Genomic DNA, 21,979 nt, shown 5'->3' on the forward strand with positions numbered 1-21,979 from the left:
CTGGGCCCTCTTTTGCTTGATGGTAGGCTACGCCCAGGGACTCTCTACTCTGGTGGGGGACTATCTTAAGGAGTCGGGGCATTGCTTTGCTTGGACACTCTTCATTTATATCGTAACTTATTCATCGGACTTGATATCACCGATTGAGAGTTATGCTAACAACTACCAAATTCCCCTAAGTCTTACGGGGCAAGTATTCTCGTTTATCAACAGATTCTTGATACTGAAAACCTTGCTCCGTAAGACTTTCAGTATAAGTGAACTTCAAATTAGCATAATATGTCCTGAAGAACCCAGAAGTGCTATAACTGATGTAACACTAATCTCTGAATAATTTGCGTTACTTCCGTTGCCATCCGAGCATCCAATTCTACAGCTTCACGATCGCCATCTCCTAAATCCTTCCCGGCGCGTAACGTCATCGTCAAAGACTTCAATTGACCTCGGTATTCAAATTGTACAAAACAGCTATACGTCAGTTCCGTACGATCGCGGTAAGAACTGCGCCCAAATCCCATTTTAGAGAGAATCACTGGATTCTGAATCTGTATGCCTAATTTGGCGATCGCCACATCCACATAACGGGCACAATCTCGTCCTAAACAAGGCACTAATAGGGCAAGCTGAGAATCCCCCAATCCAGGGATACGAGCGGATGAAGATAAATGATGATGCCAACCCACCATCGATAAAATTCGGGTGAGAACATAAGCTGGGATTGAATTTTCTCCAGGTTGAGTTGCACGAGATTTCACTTCATCCGCAGCCGAGAGCAAGACTTCCCCATTGCGAGTAATTTTTGGCTGGGCAGTAAAGGGTTCTTCTCCATATAATCCTTGAAAATCCAAACCCTCTTGTCCACTGAGTTCTTTCACCCAAGTTTCCAGATCGGCATAGGTTTGGAAACACTTAAATGCCGCTGCGATCGCATTAGAACTGCCGCAGGTTTCAGCATAGTTCACTAGATCGTTAATCGCACCCACCAAGGGATACACCGTCTCTGAATCTCCAATTTGTGCCCCTTCCAACTCTCCTGTTATCTGAGTTAGGGCATTAATCACCTGCAAAAACTTGGTTGCACTCCAAAACTCCACTTTCTCTAGCGCATTCCTCCCCAACCATTGGGCTTTAAATGCACCACCTGCCGATCCACCAATACAAATGCAAGCATTCTTAATATCCGGGTGCAGAAAATCTAAGCGTCTCTCATTAATTTTAGGTCTTTCCTTAAGTGGAGAATAATTTTTACACCCAGCATAGTATAAACTAGGGCATTGTTTCAGGCGATCGCCATAGCTTGAAACATCGCTCCGATAGGGAGAGCGCTCGATGGTGCGATCGAGAAATGCCATTTTCCAACTGTTATATCCCGCTTCCTCCTGAAAAAATTCAGCGTAGAGGCGATCGGGAGAAACCGATAGAGGTAGAGAGTTACGAGTCAAAAATGGCATAAACACACCCAAAATCTAGTCAAAACAGATCTGACTTTCATCATACCTGAAATTTCCTCCGGTTCGATCGATTCCACCTTCAGGATTATTTTTTTGAAAATTCAACACTTTTGATTTGGATTGAGGGATATCAGAGAATTACTTGAATAAATGGCCAGAGCGATCCAAATCAAACTAAAAGAGATCAAGTGAGTTCGAGTAAAGGGTTCTTGATAGAGAAACACCGCTAAAATTAATTGAATCGTTGGTTCGATATATTGCAGAAATCCCAAGGTTGAGAGGTTTATTCGTTTCACTGCTAGGTTAAACCAGAGTAAAGGTAAAGGAGCCACTAACCCACAACTAAATAATAGGAAGGTCAGGGGTAAACTGAGTCCAAAGTTACCCGAGCCGGTTTTTGCCCAATGCATGACTAGAGCGAGAGCAATGGGAGCTATCAGTAGGCTTTCAACAGCTAATCCAGGTATGGGTTGGATCGTAGAAAGTTTACGGACGAGACCGTATAATCCGAAGGAAAGGGCTAGACCAATGGCAATCCATGGGATTTGGCCTTGTTCCCAAATCAGATATCCCACGCCTATCATCACTAGGATAACGGCAATCCATTGGCCAATATTAAGCTTCTCTCGCAAAAACACAAAGCCAAGGAAAATACTGAACAGAGGATTAATGAAATAGCCTAAACTCGCTTCTAAAACACGATCGCTATTGACCCCATAGATATAAATGCCCCCATTGAGGGAGGTTAAGCCCGCTGTAGCCAGTAGAATAGCTAATGTTTTCGGCGATCGCCACAACCGCTTCACCTCAGTGAGTTGTTGCTGCATGGCTGACACGACCAATAGCAGCAGAGAAGACCAAATCATCCGATGACAGATGATTTCCATCTCTGGCAGCGCCTCAAAGAGCTTCCAATATAGGGGAATAAGCCCCCAAGTGCCATAGGCTAAAACAGCATAGAAAATGCCGATATTCAACTTGATTAAGACCCTTTGCATTTAAGTTTCAGTCAACACCTCTTCAAAATCGAAATCGGGAGCTGCTAACACATACACTAATGTGGGTAGATTCGCCGTTTTATCATGCAAGGTTTCATAATATTGGGGGTATTGGTGGGCTGGAATTAAATCCGGTTTAGCCAGTCCCAAGAAAATTAAATCGGCATTTTGGGAACTTTCGTGCAGAATATCTTCAAATAAACGTCCTTGGGAAACAATCACTTCGGCGATCGCCCCCAAACGCAATTGACCGATAAATTGTTCCAAATTTAACCGTGCTGATTCCGCCGCCGCTTCATCGGTAACGATAATTTTGACAAAAATTTGTGCCTGATGCCAATCGATATCAGTGCGCAGCAGATAAGCCAATAACAGCATTAACCCCCCATTGGCTTGCATTCCTCGCCACCAAATATCAATCCTGCGGTGCTTCCCAAACCCTCGCTCTGGGTTTTCCCGAAACACCAGGATACTCCGTTTGGCTTGGTGTAATTGGGCAATCATCTCACAATATTGATCTCGTCGTTGAGGGGATTCACTATCCCCCAACAACACCGTATTCGGAACCAAAGGCCCTAACCCATAGCTTTCCACCAAGCGTACCGCCCCTTCAAAAGGATCGGGGGCTGTAATCACTCGTACCAATGCTTGCACGCCTCGTTTTTCCACATATTCGCGGATCATCACTTGCAATTCTGCCTGCTGAGACAGATCCCGCGAACCTTCTGGAAGCACACTAGAAATGGTAATTAATCCTCGGTTATGGGTGAGAGCATCAGCAATCTCAATCAGAGGCCAGCGCTTGCGCGGAATACCCGATAGCACCAATAAATGGGGCCGCCAATTTTTCGGGTCTTCAGCATGATCGAGTTGGAGCAGTCCCTCCCGGAGAATAGCCATCCAAATCCCTCGCCGAGTATCTCCCCAAGTGGCTTCAAGTTCCTGTCGTTGCAACCAAATGAAAATCGCCAGAACGATAATGGCGGCAACCACAGTAGCCATGGCATCAATTAAGAACATGACCGCTAAACAGCCGATCGCCCCTAAAATGGACAGATACCAGGGCACTTTAAAGGCAGGGCGATAGGAGGGACTTTGTAAAAAGCCTTCTATACCTGCGGCAACATTGAGAACCATATAAGTGGTAAGGAAAAACATGGTCAGAATGGGAGCAATCAGATCCAGTTCTCCCAAAGAGACCAAGGCAACTGCCACACCTAACGTAACAATTGTCCCGATACGCGGTTCATCCTCTCGACCGCTTCCGCTTCCCAAAAAGCTCAACCAGTCTGGAAGAACTCCATCTCTGGCTAAGGCTTGTAATACCCTAGGGGCCCCTAAAATACTTCCCAAGGCACTTGATAGGGTGGCTCCCCAAACCCCCAATAAGATCGCCGGCCCCCACCAGGACATCTGTTGCATAATCAGAGGCTCGGCAATCAAACTGCCCGCATCCGATCGCATGGCCAGAATTACCGGCAAAATCATATAGATCACATATCCCGTGCCTACCGCTGCTAGAGTGCCATCAGGGATCGAGCGTATTGGGTTTTTCAAGTCTCCTGACATGCTCACCCCAGACATGATTCCAGTAACTGCAGGAAAGAAGACGGCAAACTCTGCCCAAAAGGATGTGCTATTTTCTGGGGGCGATCCCACCCATCCCATCGGGGTAACATCAGGAAGAGCTGAACCCCAGGCAAAAGAAGTGAGTGATAATAGGATTGCCCCCATAATAAAATACTGAGCTTTAATGGCAACACTGGCGGAAGTGAGGGCGACAATTCCTACCAAAATTGTCGTGATAATGCCCACATAGAGCTGGTTAAGAGCGGGAAAGGTTGCGGCGACACTTTCGGCAAAACCGATGGTATAGAGGGCTATAGAAAGGCTTTGAGCAAAATATAAGGGAATACCGACAGCTCCTCCGGTTTCAATGCCCAAGGAGCGACTAATCATATAGTATGCACCGCCTGTGCGAACAACGCGATCGGTGGCAATGGCAGAGATCGATAGGGCTGTGAGGAAGGTAATAGCAGTAGAGAGGGTAACGATCGCCAATGTGGGAATCAGTCCCACACTACCCACTACCCGTCCAAACCGCAAATACATGATCACCCCTAGGATGGTTAAGATCGAAGGGGTATAGACTCCACCAAAGGTTCCTAAGCCCGTTTTTACTGGCTCGTCTGATGCAGATATTTGGGATACTTCAGCACTTGAGCTGTTTTTTTTCATAAAGGGAATAGGGAATAGGGAATAGGAAATAGGGAACAGCCAATCTCTGCGTCTCCCCATCCCCCCATCTTACCGATCTCCGCGTCCTGGCCATTAATTCGTCGATTCTAAAATCCGGTCTTGGGGGAGGAAGGAGCGATCGCGAGAAATGGCTGCTACCGGTTCAGTGAGGGTAAACTCACCACTATCAATCCAGTTTTTCAGGGCGATCGCCACTTGGCGAGCTCGGTAGAGGCTGGCTAAGGGAGCGGTACGCACGGGGGTTCCTTCGATGGTAATTTTACCACTTTTGAGTTGGGCATAACTAACCAAGCCAAACGTGGGGCGGTTGCGTCGGGGAATGGAAAAATCAACAATGGGAGCCACCAGATCTTTATCCTGCACAGCACAGCATTGTACGACTTCTTCATTCAGAACAGGTAGGGGAACGCCTACCCCTAACATCAAGGAAGGGCCATAGTTTTTAAAGTAACAGCCTCTCACCCATTCTCGGCTCATTTGTTTCGCATCTCCAACGAGGGCAAGGGTGGCAGCCGGGCCGATGGGGGTACGATTAGGAAGACGCTTTTGTAGGGGAAAGTGTTGGGTTCCCTCCCAGGTAATATAACCGATCGCCCCGCCGATAAAAATCCGTGTCCCAATGCCAATCCAGCTTAAGTCAGGGTCATTGAACAGGGGAGAAAGGGCCCCAGCATTGGCGTATACCGCGTTACCGAGGCGGGGCAGCAGGGGCCCTAGGTAGGTATAGAGGGGGCGATCGCCACCATTGACTCCAACAATAAAGTTCTGGTATAAATTGCGAGGATTATAGAGATAAAACTGGTTAATGCTCTCTTTACTAATATTGGTCTCAAAGGATTCTCTGGGGTAGCAATCTGTACTTTGACCCAGGGCCCGTAGATGTAAGGATTTGCCCGCAATCAAGTCTTCAATTGCCTGGCCTCCCCCCCGATCTTTGAGGGTTTCGCCTTCTCGTGTTTCTGCGATCTGCGTGGCTCCTAAATAAAGATCTACGGCTCCAAACCCAGAGTAGGCAGGGACTCCATCAATCCAGCATTGACGGATTTTGATCGGTGGATCGGTTTGCCCGAGGTTGAGCATTGCTCCGGAAGATTCCATGGGTTCAAAGGTTCCCGTGGCGATCACATCGACCTGTTTGGCGACTTCAGAAACCGTGCTTTCAGCAACTCTAGCTTTCAGTTCTTCTACGGTAACCACCACGGCTTCTTGGCGGCGAATTTTATGATTGATTTCAGCAACGGTACGCATGGGTTAAGAGATATCCAGAGTAACGATCGAGGGTGGATACTGGGTCGATAGGGGAGGTGCAGGAACCATTCCCCCTCGAAAATCAAGCAGTTGTACTAGAATCAGATAGGCGATCGCCAAAAGTAACGAAATGGCTCCGGTCAAAATAGCCACAAATTTAGAGCGGTTCATGGTGAGAGAGTAAGGTTTATAGAGTTGGAGTGGGTTTCTGCTAGATGGACAGGGAAGTCCAATATCTAGGAAACCCAAGAATTATAGCGCTTCGTACGGGTAATGGGTAATGGGGATGGGGCGATCGCTATTTTAACTTTACTGCTATCTGGCTCATGACGATCGCTCATTGCAAAGGTCGCGCCAAAGGCAAATATCATGTTTTAGTTTTCTCATAGCAATAGCAGCAACTCTCTCCAATTACCAGGGCGTACCAATCATGGTGAACGCAGCCCAATAATAAGGATGGGAAAAAGATACACTTCCCTGAGCCAAATCCTTCGGCAAGGTAATCCCCCCTTGTCCTCTTGTTCCCCGCAACTGTCGCCCATCCAAACTCACTTCACCTTGCAACATCGCCAACTGCACTCGACGCAGCGCCTCAGCACGAGTCGGTGCAGATTCTAGCTGGTCATAAAACTTACTCATTAGAGCCAACGTCCCCAAATCACTACTATACCAAAGACTGGCCAAAGCCGACTTCGCTCCAGACATCACGGCCAGCCCTGCAAACCCCAACTCCGCGTCCTGACTTCCTAAGGCCGTTCGACAAGCGCTCAATGTCAACAATTCCACACGAGGATCGCCCCAGTCTAAGTCTCTCATATCCGGTAGTTGTATCTGCGACTCCCATAGCTGAATAAATGAATTATCTGAAGCGCCATCTTGGAAATCCGCATGAGTTGCCAAATGAACAATCGGAAATTGTCCCGTCTGATGTTCTGCCTTTAAATTCTCCAACGTAAACTCTTGATTGAGAAAAGCATCTTCTCCTCCAATCTCCTGCAACTCTACGGGAACTGCGGGTAAAGGAGGCATCTCAGAAAACTCCGAAGCCCCCATTGCCAAAACCTCTGCCCCCTGCAAATTCCGATACTCTGGCAGCGTCAAACTAAAACTAGGCACCAAACCCAAGCTATACTTCTCGATTAAAAAATCTTCCCCATCATGCAAAACCGCCATAGGTAGAGACCTGAGTCCTGCATCTGGAATCATCACCAGCGTATCAATTCCTTGCTCTTCTAACGTCGATTCGAGTGGCTCAATCAGCAATTCATGTAACTTCTGTGCTGGACTTAAATAACTTGTTGTTCGCAACTTAAACTGATTGGTCACTTCCTGACGCAACTCATTGACGAGCGCCATCACCTGTTCCCGTTTTACCTCCGGAAAATCGACGTGAATGGGGTTCTCGTTGGCTGTAACTAAAATCAACTGTAATGCATCTTCCGGATGGGGCAGACAAGCAGGGGATTGCTCGACACCTTCTGCCTCCACAGCCGTGGGAACTGGACAAACCAGTGCCGCATTCTCGCGCAACTGCCGACGACCAAATGCCACATAAATCAACCCCGTTTTCACTGAGATCTCTTGACGGGCTTCCTCTAACCCATTCTGAATTTCCCGCAACTGCAAAATCCGGGTATTATCCTCTAAGCCCAAATATATTTCATATTCACGGGTAAATTGATCTTCTAAAGCAGCGATCGCCCGATCTAAGCTGACTTGATCGGCAGAAATGGCGATCGCCTGCCCCCTATTCTCCCGTCCCAGTAACACCGCATTGACTGAATTCCCCACACCATTATCACTATTCTCTGAACTTCCCTCCTCAAAGCCTACTACTGGCAACTGGGGTATAGAAGGAGTCTGAGCGCTACCCCCACTCCCATCATTACCATTGCCACTACCATTGCCACTACCATTGCCACTCTCTCCACTGTCTCCATCAGAAGTAGAGGGAGCAGGCGTAGGAAACTCTGAAATAGAAGGACGCTCTGTCGGAATCAAAGGATTAGGAACCGTTGGAGGGGATACAGGAGAGATCGGTACACTTGGCTCAACAGTTGGCTCTCCAACGGGATTATTAATTGGCTCAACTGTTGTTGGAGGGGTAACCGTTGTCGGTGTTGTGCCATCATCAGTCACAACCTGTATAGTTCCCAACGTAAAGGAATCGGGCAATTCTCGATTCGATAGGGTAAACGTTCCCGTTGTAATCACTCCTTGAGTCCCATTGACTCCACCATTGCCTATCACAAAGGGTTGTCTCGGTGCATTCAACGTACCTCCCTGATGGCGAATTTCAATCGTTCCCCCACCCAATCCCCCTGCGGTGGAAATACTGGCGTTCTGGCCATTTTGGTCAACAAACGTTCCCGTTGCCTGGAAAAATGACCCTGTAGACTCCGTAAACACATTGCCCCCAGTTCCTGCTGTGCCCCCCTGAGCATTAATAAAGCCAACTTGCACATTACCAATGGGGTCAAGAAATACAGAACCTCCATCTCCCGTAGTCGCGCTCGAATCAATATTACCGGTGGTAATTGAGACTTGTGCTTGGACATTAATACCACCTCCTGCCGTGTCTCCAGTAGCAGTCAGATTACCGGTTGTAATGCTACCTGTAGAACTCGTTAGAGAAAGATTAGCGCCACTTCCAGTAGCTGATGTGTCCAGATTTCCGGTTTGAATATTCCCTTGAGTACTGGTTAAACTGAGAGCTTGGCCCCTGGTGCGGATGTCTTCTGTCGTCAAATCATTAACAGTGGTAACCGATACATCACTCTCACCAGTAGTAATGTTGCCTTGAACACTCAAGCTATTCAAAGGGTCAGTTTCACCAATATTACCATTGAGGGCGGTCGCGCCCGTGCCTAATTCTAAGGTTAATGCAGCATTGCCCTCAATTCCCCTGTCAATCCTGAGGTTACCCTCTCCTGTTCCTGTACTCAGCAGCACATCTGCACCCAGATTGACTGCACCACTGAGGTTGATATCATTATTGGCAGTGGTAATATCTGCATTCAAGTTGATTTGAGCCGCATTCAAGGTAATCGAGGCGTTATCGTTCCCTGTCAGTGTGCCATTGATGGTTTGACTTGCTCCAGTCAGAAGGGTAACAGGGTCTTGAAACGTTAAACTCCCCTCAGTCACTACTGTTCCAGATAACGTATTGCGTCCAACGGCGATCGCCTGAAATCCATCTTGCCAATTTTGAATATCTTCACTGCTTATTTCTAACGTATTGGAGTCATTCGTATCTGTTCCTCCCAGTCGAATATTTTGGCTCTCTGTAAAGGGTTCTAGGGTTAAATTTCCAGTTCCAGCTAGGGAACCGTCAAAACTCATATCATCCGCCATCAAAGTAAGGTCACCGAGGGGAACAGAATTACCGACTGCACCAAAAAATCTTAGACTTCCTGTACCCGTTTGTACAGTCAAATTTTGCGCTCCTACTGTTGTCCCATTAACCGTATTATCAAAAGTCAGATTACTATTATTCGTGCGCAAAGTAACGTTACTTCCTAAAATAACGGAATCGTTATAAGCCTGCTCTCCTGTAGTACTAATCTCTCCATTAATCCGAGTGGTTCCCCCTGCATTAGTCCTGATTTGAGTGGCGTTAACCGTATCATTAATTTCAGTCAAACCTGTACTATCAAGAATGAAGTTAGCCAAGGGATTTTTGCTGCCAATATCACCATTAAAGGTGATATTCCCTGTCCCTGCATCTAACTTTAAATCTTGGGTAAAATCTTGGCTTCCCTCAATAGTCTGCTCAAAGGTGATATCTCCATTATCACTCTCTAAAGTCAGGTTATTATTCACTTGTACCGAACCGTTATAGGTTTGCACTCCAGTAGTCATTACATTGCCATTCAGGATAGTATTTCCATTCAGGGTTAAACTATTTAAGGGGTTCATACGCCTACCAACCGTAGCAGAAAAAGTAATATTGTCGCTATTGGCTGTTAAATCGTGAGTGCCCTCAATAGTATTGTTTAAATTAATCGATTCTCCATTACTTTCTAAGGTAATATCATTGACTAAAGTCAAAGGTGGATCGATCGCTATATCTCCATTAGAAGTCAAATTAGCGCCTAAATTGAGGCGCTGACTCCCTTGAATATTTAATTGGCCGGCGCTTTGAATACCACTAATCCCTAAAACTGTACTCACGGTATTTAGAGGTGGAGCAATTAAGATATCGCCAGTATCAAGAAAGATATCGCCAGAACGACTAATTGCAGCAAATTCACTGCCTTTAATATACAGGGGGTCAGTTGCTGTACCAATGGCGTTGGCATCTAAAAGAACGTTCCCATCAAAGATCGCTGAATTAACAGGGGAGCGATCTAAGATATTTCCCGTGGCAATAAATTGACCGGTTTGATTGGGACTTAAAGTTAAGGTGTTGAAAAATTCTAGAGTTTCTCCTTTGAGAACAAGCGTATATTGTCGAGCAGGAGCAGAATTGCTGCTATTGTTGAGATCTAAGGCTGCAATACTAATCGTGCCGGTATTTTCAATGGTGACCGTTCCTGAACTCTCAATCTGTTGGGCAATTTCTACTTCATTCAAACTAAACTGTCCGGGAATATCTGGACCGAGAAAAATAGTAGCATTTTGATTTTGAGGTCGGATCAGTAAATCACCTGTGCCGGAAATTTTATTGTTAATAGAGGGTAAATCAGAAATAAGGCTGATGTTACCGGTGCCAGAACTAATAGGAGCTTGAACATTTAAGGCAACCAGATCTGTAGTAGCTGCCTCAATATTAATATCTCCTCCTCCAGAGTCAATACCCACTTCAATGTTGATTCCATTTCCCGATCCTACGCTGGTTCCTGTGAGATTAATTTCTCCACCACCAGAGTTGAGAGATGCCGTTAGACTAATACCATTACCACTACTTTCTCCAGTCATGTTAATATCACCACCTTGCGTGGTAATGGGCGCATTGACAGTGACGGATCGGCTCTGACCTTGGAAGTTTAAATTAAGGGAGTCCGGAGTAGTGAGATTACTGTCAAAAATTGGCCGATTGATAAATATTCCACCTTCTGCATTTAAGGTTAAGGAACTATTGCCAATGTCATCAAAATCCAAGTCAGTGGATAAGGTGATATCACCCTGTTGACTGCCTCCAATTCCTGTGGTAATTTCAACGTTTGAGCTGTTTTTTAAGGCATCTCTAACTAAGTCAACTCCTAATTGTGCGGTATCTCCTGTGGCGGAAAAGGGATTGCTGCTGTTAATCTCGATATTGCCCGCTCCTGCAACAATCTCCACATTATAGGGATCGATTAACCAGGTTCCGCCCTCTCCAAAGGGGGCGGAAGTATCTGGGGTTTGGGTAATGTCTAAATATTGTAGTCCACTGGTTTCAATGAAACCTCCGTTGCCGGACAGTTGCCCCCCTCTGGCGCTTAAGGTTCCATATATTCTGGCGGTTTCTTCGGCAAAGGCTATGATGTCCCCACCATTTCCTGCTTCTAAGGCATCTGCGGAGATAATAGAATTTGGGTTGATAAAGGTGCGCGATGCATTGGGTAAAATGCCTTGTCCTTGTCTATCTCCACCGATAAAAATTCTGCCCCCTCCGTTGCTTCCAGAGGCGTTTATGTTGGCATCAATAACGCCTATTTGTTCTCCTAAGAGATGGATTTCTCCACCTTGCTTGGCAAAAACATCTAGGTTCCCTGATGTGATGTTGAGTCCACTTTGGGAGGGTAAATTTATGTTACTTCTGGTTAATTCAACCTGTCCGTTTTGATTGACTTTAATTTGGCTGGCATGACTGAGAAAACCACCGGTAATTAATTCGGGTAATGAAGAAGGTTGGATGTTTCTTTCTTCGGTTGTGGGAGTTTCGGATAAAGGCAGATCTAGGGTGAGTAAATGACCGTGTTGGGAAATGCGGACAACTTGTTGACCGGGAATGGCGGCAATGGTAATTTTTCCTCCAGGTGCTTCTAGGGTTCCGAGGTTAATGACGGTTCCACCTAAGAGGGTGAGTTGTTGTTGAGAATTAAGGGTTAACTTTCCTTCGTTGATAATTACGCCGGGATTATGGTAGGGAAATTGAAATTCACTGGGTGTACCGATTAAGTCAGCGTAGTTATTCTCTCCTTGATGATTAAACCAGGTATCTCTGCCGAATCCGATCGCCGTGGCAGTCGTCGCAGTGAAGTCTGCGGGGACGTTGAGCTGGGCATTCGGACCGAAAATGATGCCCGCAGGGTTCATCAGGTAGAGGTTAGCATTAGTGCCAACGACTTGTAGGAGTCCGTTAATTAGGGAGGCTTCACCCCCAACCACACGACCGAGAATATTTTGAATGTGGGGCCTAGCGATGAAGTTGGCGACTTCTCCAGGGTTTAAACCGAGTTGTTGAAAACTGTGGAAAAGATTGGAACCCGCTTGAGTTCCACCTGTAATGTTATATTGATTGCCGATCGCATTAACTTGGGTTCCGGTTTCGTCTCCTGCTGGGGCGATCGAGGTTTGAGCATAGGTCGGTAATGCACAGGACAGGCAGACACAGAGGGAAGCAATGGATTTCCACATGATGAGGTTAGCCTAAGAGTATAGCTCTTCCCCATGATAGCTCTGGGATTTTTGAATCTCTGAAGTTTATCCGGTTTTCCCTATTCTCTATTCTTTTATTCCCTATTCCCCATTCCCTGCTCATAGATTAAGATGAACGAGGATCGGCCACAATTGACCGGATTAGAGTATCCTGAATACCCAAAGATGCTGACCGAACTCTTGAGATAGCCTGTATTCCTCCCTTGTCTACACTCTTGCCACCCGAGCAAATGAGCGCTGTGCCAATTCCCCAACCTTCCCCCCAACCCACCGGCAATTCAACTCCCCAATTGCCCACCAGCACCCCCAAACCTGTGAGTGAGGATCAAACCCCAGTCCATGCTCTGAAGGAATTGGTGGCCCGTCTGAGGCGAGAGCAAAATAAAATTCAAGATCTGTTAATGTCTTTGGGGTTTGCCCTGCGCAGTTTTAACAACCTCAATCAATTTCTAGAGTTAATTCCCTTGATGGCAGCACGGGTAACGGATGCAGATGGGGGCGCTTTGGTTTTATTTCAAGCCAATGGCAAATTGAAACTTGAACAAATGCATTGTCATGACTCCCATCAATGTCAAGATATTCGCCAAGCCCTAGAAACGGTTAATACTCAACTGAGTGGTCGCCATGGCAGATCGCTGAATATGGAAGAGATGACGGTTTTGCTCGATCGCGAAGTGAATCATTATCTCGGTTCCCATACCCAATTATTTGGTACAGCCGTAATTGTGCGCAAAACGGAACGGGGGAGATTATATGTATTTAGTCGCAACTCTGACTATACCTGGACGGAAACTCGCGAGAAATTACTGCGTTTAATCGCCGATCAAACGGCCGTGGCGATTGAAAATGATGAGCTGTCGGCAGAGCTACGCAAAAAAGAACGACTGGATCGGGAATTAGAAATTGGTGCAGAAATCCAAAATCAACTCTTACCCCATACCTATCCCCAAATTGAAGGACTTAAACTGGCCGCTCGCTGTCAAAATGCTAACCGAGTTGGAGGAGATTACTATGATTTTATCTCCATCCATCCCCCAGAATGGTTAAAACGTTCTGGCACTCAGGCTCAACCGTCGAGGCGCTGGTGTATTACGGTAGGGGATGTCATGGGAAAAGGGGTTCCGGCTGGTTTAATCATGACGATGTTGCGGGGAATGCTGAGGGCGGAAGTACTCAATGGGCATTCTCCTTCGCGAATCCTTCAACATCTCAATCATGCGATGTACCAGGATTTAGACCAAGCGAACCGCTTTGTGACCCTGTTTTATTCTGAGTACGATCCTTCGACCCAGGTTTTATCTTATAGCAATGCGGCCCATAATCCGCCTTTGCTCTGGCAAGCCTCGAATCAGTTGATCCAACGTTTAGATACGATGGGGATGCTGATTGGTTTGGATCTCAACTCAGAATATGAAGATGCACAATCTCAACTGTATCCAGGGGACATTATTCTCTACTATACAGATGGGTTTACAGATGCATCCAATCGTAAGGGCGATCGCTTTGATGAAGAAAACCTGATTGAAGCCTTCCAATTGGCCTGTCAGCATTACGCCAATCCCCAAGCTATTCTAGATTACCTGTTCGATCGGGTGAATGAGTTTATGGGGCCGGGGAATGACCATCGAGATGATATGACCCTTGTGGTGATGCAAGTTGACCCTCATAGATAATCAGTGGTTCATTAGAAAGGTGAGTTATGACTTTAGGTTCTAAGTTTAGTCTGTATGGTGTTGGTGGTTTCTTCAGTGTTGTTTTAGCTCAACAGACTGATGCCGATCTGATGGCAAATGTCAAGACGGCTTTTGCTAATTTTATTGAAAGTGGACAGGTTTGGGCGTTTATCTTAGGGATTATTTTGGGCTATATCATTCGCCAAATTACTACCTATGGTGGTTAGGGTTCGTTAACGAGGAAACACGACTATGACTGAGAAAAAAACCTGGAGCGATCGCTTTGAGAGTGCTTTACATCCGGCGATCGCCCGTTTTAATGCGAGTATCGGATTTGATATTGAGCTAATTGAATATGATATCGCCGGTTCCATCGCTCACGCCCAAATGTTGGCCCACACGGGGATTATTTCTGCATCGGAAGGGGAGCAACTGGTGGAAGGTTTGCAACAGGTTTTGCAGGAGTATCAACGGGGAGAATTTCAACCGACTGTTGATGCGGAAGATGTGCATTTTGCGGTGGAACGACGGCTAACAGAAATTACGGGAGATGTAGGCAAGAAACTGCATACCGCTCGCAGCCGCAATGACCAAGTGGGAACAGATACGCGGCTCTATCTGCGCGATCGAATTGGTAAAATTAAAACGCAATTACGGGAATTTCAGCGGGTTTTAATTGATTTAGCCGAGCAGAATATTGAGACTCTCATCCCCGGTTATACCCATCTACAACGGGCCCAACCCTTGAGTTTAGCTCACCATTTGTTAGCTTATGTGGAAATGAGCCAACGGGACTGGGAGCGGTTAACGGATGTGGCGAAACGGGTGAATATCTCTCCCTTGGGTTCTGGAGCGTTAGCGGGAACCACGTTTCCTATCGATCGCCACTATAGCGCTAAGTTATTGGGATTTGAGCGCGTGTATAACAATAGTTTAGATGGAGTGAGCGATCGCGATTTTGCCATTGAATTTGCCTGTAGCGCCAGCTTAATTATGGTGCATTTATCCCGGTTAGCGGAAGAGGTCATTCTCTGGTCTTCCGAAGAATTTCGCTTCGTCACCCTCAAAGATAGCTGCGCCACCGGTTCGAGCATTATGCCCCAAAAGAAAAACCCCGATGTTCCCGAACTGGTGCGGGGTAAAACCGGACGCGTCTTTGGTCATCTACAAGGGTTACTGGTGTTAATGAAGGGGTTGCCCTTAGCCTATAATAAAGACTTACAGGATGACAAAGAAGCCCTCTTTGATACCGTCAAAACCGTGCAAGCTTGCCTAGAAGCAATGACCATTTTAATGGCAGAAGGCTTAGAATTCCGTCCTTCCCGTCTCCAAGAAGCTGTTGAGTCTGACTTCTCTAATGCCACCGATGTAGCGGATTATCTGGCAGCTAAGGGGGTTCCCTTCCGAGAAGCTTATAACTTAGTGGGGAAAGTCGTGAAAACCAGTCTAGGGGCTGGAAAACTACTCAAAGACCTGAGTTTAGACGAATGGAAAGCCTTACATGAAGCCTTTGAAGCCGATATTTATGAGGCGATCTCTCCCCGTCAAGTCGTAGCCGCCCGCAATAGCTATGGGGGGACAGGGTTTGAACAGGTTCAGCAAGCCCTAGATATGGCTCGGTCTCGCTTAAACTCCGATACTTAGACCATTTCTTTTCAGGATTGCTAGTTATCCGGATCGAGGTTAATCCTTAATAGACAAGGGGCTAGAGGCCCCTTGTTCAATGCATCTTCAAATAGAAATGGTATCAGCTCCCATCAGAGGTTGCTTCAACTTCATTCTCTTCCTTTTCCTTCTCCTCTTTCTCATTTTGGAGACTATCCATCGGAGAACGTCTGCTGGTATAGCCCCGATGAGTCCGTTTACGGAACTTACGAGCGTATGCTAGGTTTCTTTGAGCCTTTTCTTTTTTCGGATTACGGCGTTTCGCCATGTTCACCTCATTGGAAATCACTGATGGCACAGAAGAGTCATTATAAACCTTCTGTGGACACATCAGCAAGTTCCATTAGCCCTTAGATTCAAGCCTCGACGTTGACAAACGAACAGGGTAAGATGATCAAACCTCTTGTTCAGTCCCTAACAGGGCAAAGTATTGCCTGTGAAGTACACGATTAAATTTTCTCTCACCATCTCCCTATTCCCTAATTCCCTTGATTGATTTCCTATGAGCCGTCTGTGGCAAATTTTTCAAACTGTTCTTGGACTCATTTTCCGCCATCCCTTGGTAGGAACGAGTGTTGTGCCGATTCTGCCCGATGGACGTGTCGTCTTAGTGCAGCGCAAGGATGATGATTCCTGGGGCTTACCCGGAGGATTAGTCGATTGGGGAGAAACGATTGAGCAAGCAGCAGTGCGAGAAGTGGCGGAAGAAACTGGCTTAACAGTAGTGAGTATTAGGCGATTAGTCGGAGTATATTCTGCACCCGATCGCGATCCGCGCATCCATTCCGTTTGTATTATGGTGGAAGCACAAGTAGAAGGGGAGATTAGCATTCAAGATACCTTGGAAATTCAAACTGTCCAAGCTTACGACTGGTCGAATTTACCCGAAGGTAACCTTTCCCACGATCATCGCCAACAAATTGACGATTATCTCCAAGGAAAAACAACCCTCGCTTAAGGTGAAGGGGGAACTAATCCAAACTCTTGAGAGAGTGTCTATTACTTACAGCACAAAGTGCTGTTATAGAGTACACTGTTGAACCCCCAAAGCTATGTACCACAATCCTATTCCCTAGCGCAAAGCGATACATACGATATTTGATTAATTATGGCTCGATTTTTACACTTGTCGGATGTTCATTTGGGATTCGATCGCTATGATAATGCAGAGCGAACTAAGGATTTCTTCTTTGCCTTTAAGGATGCCCTAGAGAAATATGCGATCGCCGAATCGGTCGATTTTGTCATCATTGCGGGAGATTTGTTTGAACATCGCCAGATTCTCCCGGCGACCCTGAACCAGGCACAGATTGGTTTAGAATTGCTGCAAAAGGCAAATATTCCGGTTTTGGCGATCGAAGGCAATCATGATAATCTCCCCTATGGGACGCGCACCAGTTGGCTACGCTATTTAGCTGATAGTGAACTGCTTATTTTACTCGAACCCAATGCTGAACAAGCTTACGATCTGTGGACTCCGGAAACACGACAGGGAGGCTATATCGATCTGCCTTGTGATGTGAGAGTGATTGGATCTCGCTGGTATGGTGCATCCGCTCCGAAAGCTATTCTTCAGTTAGCAGACTCGATTCAACACTTGCCCGATCCTCCAACTTATCAGATCATGTTATTCCACCATGGTTTAGAAGGACAAATTTCTCGCTATTCGGGAGCGCTGAAATATGATGAGTTAAGACCTCTTAAAGAGGCTGGAATTGATTATTTAGCCTTGGGTCATATCCATAAACAGTATACGGCTGAAGGATGGATTTTTAATCCGGGTTCAACGGAAGCCAATAGTATTGCAGAGGGACAGGATCAAAACCCAAGAGGGGTATATTTAGTTGCTCTTGAGAAGGGTGAAATACAGGCACAGTTAAAGCGAGACTATTATCAACGGCCGATTGTGCGACTTAAGCTAAAAGTCAATAAGCGGCAAACACAAGAGGAAGTCGAAGAAGCAGCCGAGAAAAAAGTAAGTGAGGAAATATACAGAATAAAGGAGGCGATCGTTGAATTGCGAATTGAGGGACAATTAGGATTTAATCGGTTAGATATTAACGTCCGCAAATTACGGCAAAGATTGCATGAACAAAGTCAAGCGCTCATTTTCTTGCTCAAATATGAAGTCACCGGAACTGAGTATGAAAGTCCTTTCCCCAAAGGTGGAGAACCTCCGCAACGAGAGGAAATTGAACAACAAGTTTTTGAAGATTTACTCAGTGCCAATACTCGTTATCAGCCTCAAGCGGAACCTTTGTCAAAAGGATTAAGAGTGTTAAAACAACAAGTGTTGGACAGCGAGCATCCATCAGTTCTTTATCGGTTTGTGGAACAACTTTTGACCGATGAATGATGATTATCAAGGCGTATTCTACTGCTGATTTAAGCCTGGACTAACTCAATGGGAAGCGTGATTTCAAACGTTGTTCCTTTGCCAATTTCAGAAAAGACTTCGATTTTCCCCTGATGTTTCTCGATAATGCGATAAGAAATGGCTAAACCCAAACCCGTTCCTTTGCCAATTGGCTTGGTTGTAAAAAACGGGTTAAAGATCTTATTGCGAATTTCTTCCGGGATTCCCGGACCATTATCTTGAATCTTAACCTGAATTCTATCTGGATTGATTTTATCCGTTGAAATTGTGATCTGTTTAGGCTCGACTTCACTACTTAACAAAGCATCAATTGCATTCACGATTAAATTTAAAAATACTTGGTTGAGTTGGGATGGATAACAAGTAATATCCGGTAATTCTCCATAAGCTGTAATGATTTCAACTCCTAATTTAAGTTTGTTACCAAGAATAATCAACGTACTATCTAAACCTTCATGAAGGTTAACATCTTTTACTTCTGATTCATCTAAACGGGAAAAGTTTCTTAAAGAGGAGACGATATTTTTAATTCGGCAGGTTCCCATCCGCATGGAGTCCAAGATTTTGGAAAAATCAGATTGGATGTACTCAAAATCAATTTCTTCCATCTTTTCTGTAATTTCTGTCCTAACATCTGGATAAAGTTCCTGGTAAAGACTCAGTAAATCTAAAAAGTTATCTAGGTATTCTTGGGCATGGCTAATATTGCCATAAATAAAACTAACGGGATTATTAATTTCATGGGCTATTCCGGCAACCATTTCGCCCAAACTTGACATTTTTTCCGTTTGAATCAGTTGAGTTTGAGTGTCTTTTAAGGCATCTAATGTTTCCTTTAACTCATGAGTTCTCTCTTCAACTCTGTTTTCCAAAAAGGATTGCGCTTCTGAAAGTTCATAGAGCTGTTTTTTGACTTTTTGAATGAGTTGATTGAAGGCATTCGCTAAGATCCCAACTTCATCATTAGTCAGGACGGGGGCTTCGAGATCGTAATTAGAGTCAGCCGTCACTTTTTGGGCAGTCTGGGTTACTAATTCAATGGGCCTAGCAATTTTTCTTCCGGTATAAAAAGCTAAGACAAATGCCATGGAAGTAGAAACCGTTAGACTAACAAAAATGACAACTTTGCGGATTTTTTTTGCCTGCTTAGTTTGCAAGGATGCCTTTTCTTGATCATCCTCCGAAATTTGTAAAAGTTTGTTGAGTTGATTGCTTAATCTCTCAAATTGAATGTCAATTTCTTGACTCTCTTTCTCCAGAACAGCTAGCAAAACTTGTTGTTGAGCATTGCCTCGTTTGTCTGGTGATAATCTCAGAGGATCGACTTGAGGTAGGATTTCCGCAAAGCGCTCGGCATAATTATCTATGACTATCTGGGCTTGTTCGCAAAAGCGATCGATAGATTGGGCTGCACTTCCTGAAAGATCTCCTAATTGATTTAGTTCCCTTACTAAGCCTTCTATGTAATCAATATCTTCTTCAAATTGCTGTATCTTGTAACTGAACCATAGGGCTTCTTCTACTGTACTAATGAGTTTATAGGGGTGGGCTTGAATTTTGAAGATGTAAGTTTCTAGGTCGTGCAGTAGCTCTTCTTGTTGAATGGCTTTGGTCAAACTTTTCTGTGCTTGTTCTTCATAATAATCGCCAATTAAAAATCCGATAAATGTTCCAGAAATGGAGATACTCACTACTAGGAGGTTGGTGTAACCAATTTTTTTGAAGATACTGGAAACTTGCCAGTGGGTAAGCCACTGTTTCATGGGTAATTACTCCATGCTTGCTGGACTGGACTCATGAGGGACAATGGGCTATTGAGCTGGTGAAAGTAACTCTTCTTCACCAATCGCCTTATATCCCTCCCGAATCAGGTCGTAATCTTCGTCTTTAGCGGGAACCATTTGTGACTGGGCGTATTTTTTGTTTGCTGGGGAAACCACAATCGCGTCAATTAATTTCCTTTCATTTTCAACAATCTGGGCTTGCAGTTCTGCGATACACTCTGCATCTAGGGATGGATTCGCAACAATCAGATCGTTTGGCAAGGGTTTGCCCTGGGAAATTCGGATAAATTCTGATGCTTGAAGATTATATTTTTCTAGGGCACGCTGATAGTGATGGTTGCCATCTGACCAAGCGTCTAGCTTGCCTTCCTTGAGTACGACTAAGCCGCGATCGCTACCAATAATTTCTACGTTAAAATCTTGATTGGGTTTTAAACCCATATCAGCTAACATTTTCAGAGCGCCTAAGTGACTTGCGGTTGAACCCTCTTCTCGAATGCCAACGGTTTTTCCTTTGAGCTGTTGCAAATTCTCAATCCCGCTGTTCGCATTGGTAGCAATGACTGTATAATAGTCAGGACGGGTAATTCCTACTAAGGGAATCGCATCAGCATTGGCTTTTAAAAGGACATATTCAGAAGGACCTGCTAGAGCCAGATCGATACGCTCAAAGAGTAATGCAGGGACAGCAGTGACGCGGTCATTCATAGGAAAGAGATCAATAGAAATTCCCAAAGCTTCCCCCAAAACAGTTTGAAATTCACCAAAGTCTTTTTTTAGCTCTTCTTCTCCGAAAATATCGGTAACTGCTAAGGTGAGTCGCTCCGGACAAGCGGCGATCGCTTCCCGGTTGCTGTTTGTAGACTCTATCTCCTGGGAACCACAAGAGATTAAGAAAAGTAAAGGTAAAACCAGTAATCTTTGCAGTTTCATGGGTTATGTCATTCCAATAATTGTTAGAGAATTTTAACCCAAAAGTGAAATTAGATAATAATTAGCTGGCTTGATTTTTTTTAACTTTTAATAGATGAAAAAACGCTCTAGATCGAGACGGGATGCGGCTTGAGTCAATTGGCTTACATCTCTGGGATTCTCTAAATAAGGAAGTGTACCTAGAATTGGCATTTGAGTGAGGGACTCGATAAGGGAAATGGGGGCCCATTGTTCCTGTTGGGTAGGAGTACAGGGATGGGTGCAGTTAAGAACGAATCCGATCAGGGGTACGCGATATTGACGAGCGAGGGCTACATTGGCAACCGTTTGGGAAATCGCCCCCAACTTAACTGGAACGACTAGCACCGTCGGTAGTTTCCAGTCCCTAGCTAAGTCGGCAATGACCAATTCATGGGTAATAGGCGAACCCAAACCCCCCAAACCTTCCACCATGACCAACTCCTTGCTCTTCTGAAGGCTAGTAAACGCCTGCCATATAGGGGCAAGGTCAATCGTCTTATTCTCAACTTCTGCGGCAATGGGAGGGGCAACTGGAGTTTCCAGATAGAGGGGGGTAATGGATTCTGGGGACTGGTTGAGAGTAAATAAATCCAGGTAGAGTTCCAGGTCTCCCACTCCAGATTGAATGGGTTTCATCACTCCTAGAGGGCGATCTTTGTAATAGATTTGCCAATAGGCGATCAGGGCTGTAGTTAAAACACTTTTGCCCGTATCCGTATCCGTTCCTGCGATCAGTAAACTTTTCATGAGTTAAGTTAGTTAGAAGTTAGGAATACTACAGAAATCAATAGTTTCTTTATTGCATTGAGGGAGGTTTGACTTGCTTGTAGCCAAAACTCGGTCTCATCGCCAGGTAAAACTGTCACCAGCACCCTGCCCCTTCTGGTAGTTCTGTTGACTCCAATAGCTCAATCTTTCCTTGCCGAACTGTAGCCCAAAGTGTTTTTAGTATAATCAACTTTTAATCCTATGATTAAATCCCCCC

The 21,979-nt window shown here is 45.3% G+C and carries 16 protein-coding genes and 1 pseudogene; 5 read left to right on the forward strand and 12 right to left on the reverse strand.

The annotated features are described in order from the left end of the window. Nucleotides 1–302 precede the first annotated feature (302 nt). From PN466_RS16920 to PN466_RS16950, 7 genes are all read right to left on the reverse strand, one after another. Nucleotides 303–1,451, reverse strand: a complete 1,149-nt coding sequence (locus tag PN466_RS16920; RefSeq protein ID WP_271941356.1) for a hypothetical protein — start codon at nucleotides 1,449–1,451, stop codon at nucleotides 303–305. A 101-nt stretch (nucleotides 1,452–1,552) separates the two neighbouring features. After that, nucleotides 1,553–2,449 (reverse strand): EamA family transporter RarD, encoded by an 897-nt coding sequence (gene rarD / locus PN466_RS16925; protein ID WP_271941359.1) that lies wholly within the window; start codon nucleotides 2,447–2,449, stop codon nucleotides 1,553–1,555. Then, complete coding sequence (locus PN466_RS16930) at nucleotides 2,450–4,687, reverse strand: Na-K-Cl cotransporter (protein ID WP_271941361.1); 2,238 nt, start codon at nucleotides 4,685–4,687, stop codon at nucleotides 2,450–2,452. A 93-nt stretch (nucleotides 4,688–4,780) separates the two neighbouring features. After that, nucleotides 4,781–5,956: a homocysteine biosynthesis protein gene (locus PN466_RS16935; RefSeq protein ID WP_271941364.1), complete on the reverse strand. Its 1,176-nt coding sequence runs from the start codon at nucleotides 5,954–5,956 to the stop codon at nucleotides 4,781–4,783. A gap of 3 nt (nucleotides 5,957–5,959) precedes the next feature. Beyond that, the gene (locus tag PN466_RS16940) at nucleotides 5,960–6,127 is read right to left on the reverse strand and encodes a hypothetical protein (RefSeq protein WP_271941367.1); all 168 of its coding nucleotides are present in this window, start codon (nucleotides 6,125–6,127) and stop codon (nucleotides 5,960–5,962) included. 65 nt (nucleotides 6,128–6,192) lie between these two features. After that, entirely contained in the window at nucleotides 6,193–6,327 is a 135-nt protein-coding gene (locus PN466_RS16945) for a hypothetical protein (RefSeq protein ID WP_271941369.1), read from the reverse strand. Between the two features lie 40 nt (nucleotides 6,328–6,367). Then, complete coding sequence (locus tag PN466_RS16950; protein ID WP_271941370.1) at nucleotides 6,368–12,520, reverse strand: CHAT domain-containing protein; 6,153 nt, start codon at nucleotides 12,518–12,520, stop codon at nucleotides 6,368–6,370. A gap of 251 nt (nucleotides 12,521–12,771) precedes the next feature. Between PN466_RS16950 and PN466_RS16955 the strand changes: the two genes are divergently transcribed. From PN466_RS16955 to argH, 3 genes are read left to right on the forward strand one after another with little or no spacing between them, the layout of a single operon-like run. Further along, nucleotides 12,772–14,214: a PP2C family protein-serine/threonine phosphatase gene (locus tag PN466_RS16955; protein ID WP_271941373.1), complete on the forward strand. Its 1,443-nt coding sequence runs from the start codon at nucleotides 12,772–12,774 to the stop codon at nucleotides 14,212–14,214. 26 nt (nucleotides 14,215–14,240) lie between these two features. Continuing rightward, nucleotides 14,241–14,441 (forward strand): hypothetical protein, encoded by a 201-nt coding sequence (locus tag PN466_RS16960; protein ID WP_271941376.1) that lies wholly within the window; start codon nucleotides 14,241–14,243, stop codon nucleotides 14,439–14,441. 25 nt (nucleotides 14,442–14,466) lie between these two features. Continuing rightward, nucleotides 14,467–15,858 carry an argininosuccinate lyase gene (argH, locus tag PN466_RS16965; RefSeq protein ID WP_271941379.1) on the forward strand — a complete coding sequence of 464 codons (1,392 nt, stop codon included), beginning with the start codon at nucleotides 14,467–14,469 and terminating at the stop codon, nucleotides 15,856–15,858. 103 nt (nucleotides 15,859–15,961) lie between these two features. Here argH and PN466_RS16970 read toward each other — a convergent pair whose 3' ends face one another. Then, nucleotides 15,962–16,147 (reverse strand): hypothetical protein, encoded by a 186-nt coding sequence (locus tag PN466_RS16970; RefSeq protein WP_271941479.1) that lies wholly within the window; start codon nucleotides 16,145–16,147, stop codon nucleotides 15,962–15,964. Between the two features lie 234 nt (nucleotides 16,148–16,381). Here PN466_RS16970 and PN466_RS16975 point away from each other — a divergent pair, with 234 nt between their 5' ends. Both PN466_RS16975 and PN466_RS16980 read left to right on the forward strand, forming a co-directional pair. Then, nucleotides 16,382–16,837 carry an NUDIX hydrolase gene (locus PN466_RS16975; protein ID WP_271941382.1) on the forward strand — a complete coding sequence of 152 codons (456 nt, stop codon included), beginning with the start codon at nucleotides 16,382–16,384 and terminating at the stop codon, nucleotides 16,835–16,837. Nucleotides 16,838–16,987: 150 nt separating this feature from the next. Next, the gene (locus PN466_RS16980) at nucleotides 16,988–18,235 is read left to right on the forward strand and encodes a metallophosphoesterase family protein (RefSeq protein WP_271941386.1); all 1,248 of its coding nucleotides are present in this window, start codon (nucleotides 16,988–16,990) and stop codon (nucleotides 18,233–18,235) included. A 29-nt stretch (nucleotides 18,236–18,264) separates the two neighbouring features. On the opposite strand, the gene PN466_RS16985 is transcribed toward PN466_RS16980, so the two are convergent. The 4 genes and pseudogenes from PN466_RS16985 to PN466_RS26410 form a co-directional block, all read right to left on the reverse strand. Next, the gene (locus tag PN466_RS16985; RefSeq protein WP_271941388.1) at nucleotides 18,265–20,019 is read right to left on the reverse strand and encodes an ATP-binding protein; all 1,755 of its coding nucleotides are present in this window, start codon (nucleotides 20,017–20,019) and stop codon (nucleotides 18,265–18,267) included. Between the two features lie 48 nt (nucleotides 20,020–20,067). Beyond that, nucleotides 20,068–20,973: a PhnD/SsuA/transferrin family substrate-binding protein gene (locus PN466_RS16990; RefSeq protein WP_271941391.1), complete on the reverse strand. Its 906-nt coding sequence runs from the start codon at nucleotides 20,971–20,973 to the stop codon at nucleotides 20,068–20,070. A gap of 87 nt (nucleotides 20,974–21,060) precedes the next feature. Further along, entirely contained in the window at nucleotides 21,061–21,741 is a 681-nt protein-coding gene (gene bioD / locus PN466_RS16995; protein ID WP_271941394.1) for a dethiobiotin synthase, read from the reverse strand. Between the two features lie 8 nt (nucleotides 21,742–21,749). Next, nucleotides 21,750–21,946, reverse strand: a pseudogene (locus PN466_RS26410) (hypothetical protein). Nucleotides 21,947–21,979 lie beyond the last annotated feature (33 nt).

The sequence above is a fragment of the Roseofilum reptotaenium CS-1145 genome, from assembly GCF_028330985.1.
Lineage (GTDB): Bacteria > Cyanobacteriota > Cyanobacteriia > Cyanobacteriales > Desertifilaceae > Roseofilum > Roseofilum reptotaenium.

What these genes read in the sequence shown, in the direction of transcription:
- PN466_RS16960 (WP_271941376.1), top strand. Translation starts at nt 14,241, where the DNA reads ATGACTTTAGGTTCTAAGTTTAGTCTGTATGGTGTTGGTGGTTTCTTC.
- PN466_RS16990 (WP_271941391.1), bottom strand. Translation starts at nt 20,973, where the DNA reads ATGAAACTGCAAAGATTACTGGTTTTACCTTTACTTTTCTTAATCTCT.
- PN466_RS16950 (WP_271941370.1), bottom strand. Translation starts at nt 12,520, where the DNA reads ATGTGGAAATCCATTGCTTCCCTCTGTGTCTGCCTGTCCTGTGCATTA.
- PN466_RS16975 (WP_271941382.1), top strand. Translation starts at nt 16,382, where the DNA reads ATGAGCCGTCTGTGGCAAATTTTTCAAACTGTTCTTGGACTCATTTTC.
- PN466_RS16955 (WP_271941373.1), top strand. Translation starts at nt 12,772, where the DNA reads ATGAGCGCTGTGCCAATTCCCCAACCTTCCCCCCAACCCACCGGCAAT.
- PN466_RS16980 (WP_271941386.1), top strand. Translation starts at nt 16,988, where the DNA reads ATGGCTCGATTTTTACACTTGTCGGATGTTCATTTGGGATTCGATCGC.
- PN466_RS16945 (WP_271941369.1), bottom strand. Translation starts at nt 6,327, where the DNA reads ATGATATTTGCCTTTGGCGCGACCTTTGCAATGAGCGATCGTCATGAG.
- argH (WP_271941379.1), top strand. Translation starts at nt 14,467, where the DNA reads ATGACTGAGAAAAAAACCTGGAGCGATCGCTTTGAGAGTGCTTTACAT.
- PN466_RS16930 (WP_271941361.1), bottom strand. Translation starts at nt 4,687, where the DNA reads ATGAAAAAAAACAGCTCAAGTGCTGAAGTATCCCAAATATCTGCATCA.
- PN466_RS16985 (WP_271941388.1), bottom strand. Translation starts at nt 20,019, where the DNA reads ATGAAACAGTGGCTTACCCACTGGCAAGTTTCCAGTATCTTCAAAAAA.
- rarD (WP_271941359.1), bottom strand. Translation starts at nt 2,449, where the DNA reads ATGCAAAGGGTCTTAATCAAGTTGAATATCGGCATTTTCTATGCTGTT.
- PN466_RS16940 (WP_271941367.1), bottom strand. Translation starts at nt 6,127, where the DNA reads ATGAACCGCTCTAAATTTGTGGCTATTTTGACCGGAGCCATTTCGTTA.
- PN466_RS16935 (WP_271941364.1), bottom strand. Translation starts at nt 5,956, where the DNA reads ATGCGTACCGTTGCTGAAATCAATCATAAAATTCGCCGCCAAGAAGCC.
- PN466_RS16970 (WP_271941479.1), bottom strand. Translation starts at nt 16,147, where the DNA reads ATGGCGAAACGCCGTAATCCGAAAAAAGAAAAGGCTCAAAGAAACCTA.
- bioD (WP_271941394.1), bottom strand. Translation starts at nt 21,741, where the DNA reads ATGAAAAGTTTACTGATCGCAGGAACGGATACGGATACGGGCAAAAGT.
- PN466_RS16920 (WP_271941356.1), bottom strand. Translation starts at nt 1,451, where the DNA reads ATGCCATTTTTGACTCGTAACTCTCTACCTCTATCGGTTTCTCCCGAT.